We start from the raw sequence: 3,466 nt of genomic DNA on the forward strand, positions 1-3,466 counted from the left end.
CGCGAACTGTACGAGAGCGCACCGGTGTTCGCCGCCGCCTTCGACGCGGTGTGCGCCCACCTCGACCCGGCTCTCTCGCGCCCGCTGAAGGACGTCCTGTTCGCCCCCGAGAACTCCGCGGACTCGGCGCTGCTGGACCAGACGGCCTTCACCCAGGCCGCCCTGTTCGCCATCGAGACCGCCCTGTACCGGCTGCTCGAACACCACGGCGTGGTCCCCGACTTCCTCCTCGGCCACTCCCTCGGCGAGGTCACCGCGGCGCACCTGGCCGGGGTGTGGGACCTGGCCGACGTGTGCGCGGTCGTCGCCGCCCGGGGACGGTTCATGCAGGCCGCCCGCGAGGGCGGTGCGATGGCGGCCCTGGAGGCGGCCGAGGACGAGGTACGCGAGACGCTCGCACCCTTCGGCGACACCATCGCCGTGGCCGCGTGCAACGGCCCCCGCTCCACGGTCGTTTCAGGCGACGCCGAAGCGGTGGACCGCGTCGCCGCGCTCTGGCGCGAGCGCGGCCGGAAGACCAAGCGCCTCCCGGTCAGCCACGCCTTCCACTCCCCGCACATGGACGCCGTCCTGGACGACTTCCGCGCCGCCCTGGCCGACGTCACCTTCCACGAGCCGCGCATCCCCGTGGTCTCCGACGTCAGCGGCGACCTGGCCAAGCCCGACGAACTGTGCTCGCCCGACTACTGGGCCCGCCACATCCGCGCCACCGTCCGCTTCCTGGACGGCGTACGGTTCCTGGAGGCGGCCGGAGTCACGACCTATCTGGAACTCGGCCCCGACGGCGTACTCACCGCCTTGGCGCAGCCGTGCCTCACCGGGGACGGCGCGACCCTCGTTCCCCTCCTGCGCTCCGGACGGCCGGAGCCGACGACCGTCACCACCGCCCTCGCGCGCCTGCACCTCAACGGCGGTTCGTTCGAAGCGAGTTCGGCGTTCCATGGCGCCCGCCGCGTCGAGCTGCCCACCTACGTCTTCCGCCGCGACCGCTACTGGCTGACCCCGGCCCCCGAGGCCGCCGACGCCGCGGGCCTCGGCCTCCGCCCCGCCGGTCATCCGCTGCTCGGCGCCGCCATCGCACCGGCGGACCAGGACACGTACCTCCTGACCGGACGTCTCTCGCTCGCCACCCACCCATGGCTGGCGGACCACACCCTGCACGGCGTGGTCGTACTCCCCGGCACCGCCCTCCTGGAACTGGCGCTCCGCGCGGGCGAGGAGGCCGGCTGCCCCGAGGTGTCGGAACTGACCCTGTCGGCGCCGCTCGTGGTGCCCGAGCGCGGTGGCGTGCAGATACAGGTCGTCGTGGGTGCGCCGGGTACCGACGAACGGCGCCCCCTGGAGATCCACGCCCGCCCGGACGACTCGGCCGACATCGGCTGGACGACCTGTGCGAAGGGGTTCGTCGCAGCGGGCACCGACATGCCTGAACCTGAGCAGCTCGTGACCTGGCCGCCCGTGGGTGCGGTGGAGGTCGGCCTGGACGGGGCGTACGAGCGGCTCGACGAGGCCGGTTACGGCTACGGGCCTGCGTTCCAGGGGCTGCGCCGACTGTGGCGGGGCGAGGAGGGCGAGCTGTACGCGGACGTGGTGCTCGGGGAGGAGCAGCGCGCCGACGCGGCCGGATGCGCCCTGCATCCCGCTCTGCTGGACGCCGCGTTGCACGCGGTGCTGCCGGGGGTGGCGCGGGAGGACGGCGCGGGTGTCGTGCCGTTCGCCTGGGAGGGGGCGCGGGTCCATGCGGTGGGTGCGACTGCGTTGCGGGTGCGGCTGCGGTTCGCCGGGGCCGAGTCGGGTGCGGGTGCGGGTGCCGGTGCCGGTGCCGGTGACGGGGGCGAGTCGGTGTCGCTGACCATCGCGGACGGGACCGGTATGCCGGTGGCGTCCGTGGACGCGCTCGTCCTGCGCCCGCTGTCGGAGGCCGCGCTGCGCGACGCGGGCACCGGCGCGCGGGACACGAAGGACGGCCTGCTGCGCGTCGAATGGACGGCGCTCGAAACACCGGCCGACGCGGACACCGAACCCGGGCACTGGGTGGTGCTGGGCGATGGCAAGTCCGTACCGGAGCTGGCGGAACTCTCGGCGCAGGACGTCCCGGACACCGTCCTGGTCCGCCTGCCTACGACCCCGGACGACACCGCCGACCTGGCTGCGCGGGCGCGGTCGATGGCGGTCGGTGTGCTGGGGCTGGTGCGCGGGTGGCTGGCCGGTGAGCGGTTCGCGGGTTCGCGGTTGGTGTTCGTGACGTCGGGTGGAGTGGCTGTCGGGGAGGGGGGTGTGGTGGATGTGGGTGTTGCGGGTGTGTGGGGCTTGGTGCGGTCGGCGGTGACGGAGAACCCGGGGCGGTTCGGGCTGATCGACATGGACCTGGATGCCGATCCGGCTTTGCTGGAGCGGGCGTTGGGGTGTGGTGAGGCGCAGGTCGCGGTGCGTGGTGGCGGGTTGTTGGTGCTGCGGTTGGTGCCGGTCGGGGCGGCGCGCGGGGGCGTGTCATTCGGTGCGGGGACGGTACTGGTGACGGGTGCGCTGGGTGCGTTGGGCTCGGTGTTGGTCCGGCACCTGGTGAGGGAGCACGGGGTACGGCGGTTGCTGCTGGTGGGGCGTCGTGGCGGGGATGTGCCGGGCGCGGAGGAGCTGCGGGAAGAGCTGCTGGGTCTCGGGGCGGTGGAGGTGTCCTTCGCCTCGTGTGATGTGGGGGACCGGGAGGCGCTGGCGAGGGTTCTCGCCGGGGTGCCGTTGTCGGCGGTGGTCCATGTGGCGGGGGTGGTGGATGACGGTGTCGTCGCGGGGATGTCCGAGGGGCAGTTGGAGCGGGTTCTGCGGCCGAAGGTGGACGCGGCATGGAATCTGCATGAGCTGACCCGGTCGTGCGATCTGTCGGCGTTCGTGGTGTATTCGTCGCTGGCCGGTGTGCTGGGGACGGCCGGTCAGGCGAACTACGCGGCGGGTAACGCGTTCTTGGACGGGCTGATGGAGTTCCGGCGGGCGGCTGGTCTGCCGGGCGTGTCTTTGGCCTGGGGTCTGTGGGAGCAGTCGAGCGGCCTGACGGGTCACCTCGCGGAGGCCGATCTGCGACGGCTGTCGCGGCTGGGTCTGCGCCCGTTGGACTCCCAGGACGCGATGGGCTTGTTCGATGCGGCTCTGGAGAGTGGTGAACCGGTCGTCGCGATCACCCGCCTCGACACGGCCGCCCTGCGGGCCCAGGCGGACCCCGCACCGATACTCCGCAAGCTCATCCCGGCCCGGCCCCGCCGTCGCGCCGTACAGGCCGCCGCCCCCACCGAAATCCCGTGGTCGCAGCGGCTGGCCGGCCTGACCCCGGCCCAGCGGGAACGTGCCCTGACGGACCTGGTCCGTGGCCAGGTGGCCGCCGTTCTGGGGTACGGCGATCCCGGCGACCTCGACGACGACCGGTCCTTCCTGGAGCTGGGCTTCGACTCCCTGACCGCCGTCGAACTCCGCAACC

The 3,466-nt window shown here is 73.1% G+C and carries 1 protein-coding gene; it reads left to right on the top strand.

Annotated features, from left to right (window positions below):
• Positions 1 to 3,466: type I polyketide synthase (locus GTW40_RS23285; protein ID WP_161182137.1), on the top strand; the 3,466-nt coding region annotated here is incomplete at both ends.

Origin of the sequence: Streptomyces sp. SID4985, from assembly GCF_009863025.1 — a bacterium.
Classification (GTDB): Bacteria; Actinomycetota; Actinomycetes; order Streptomycetales; family Streptomycetaceae; genus Streptomyces.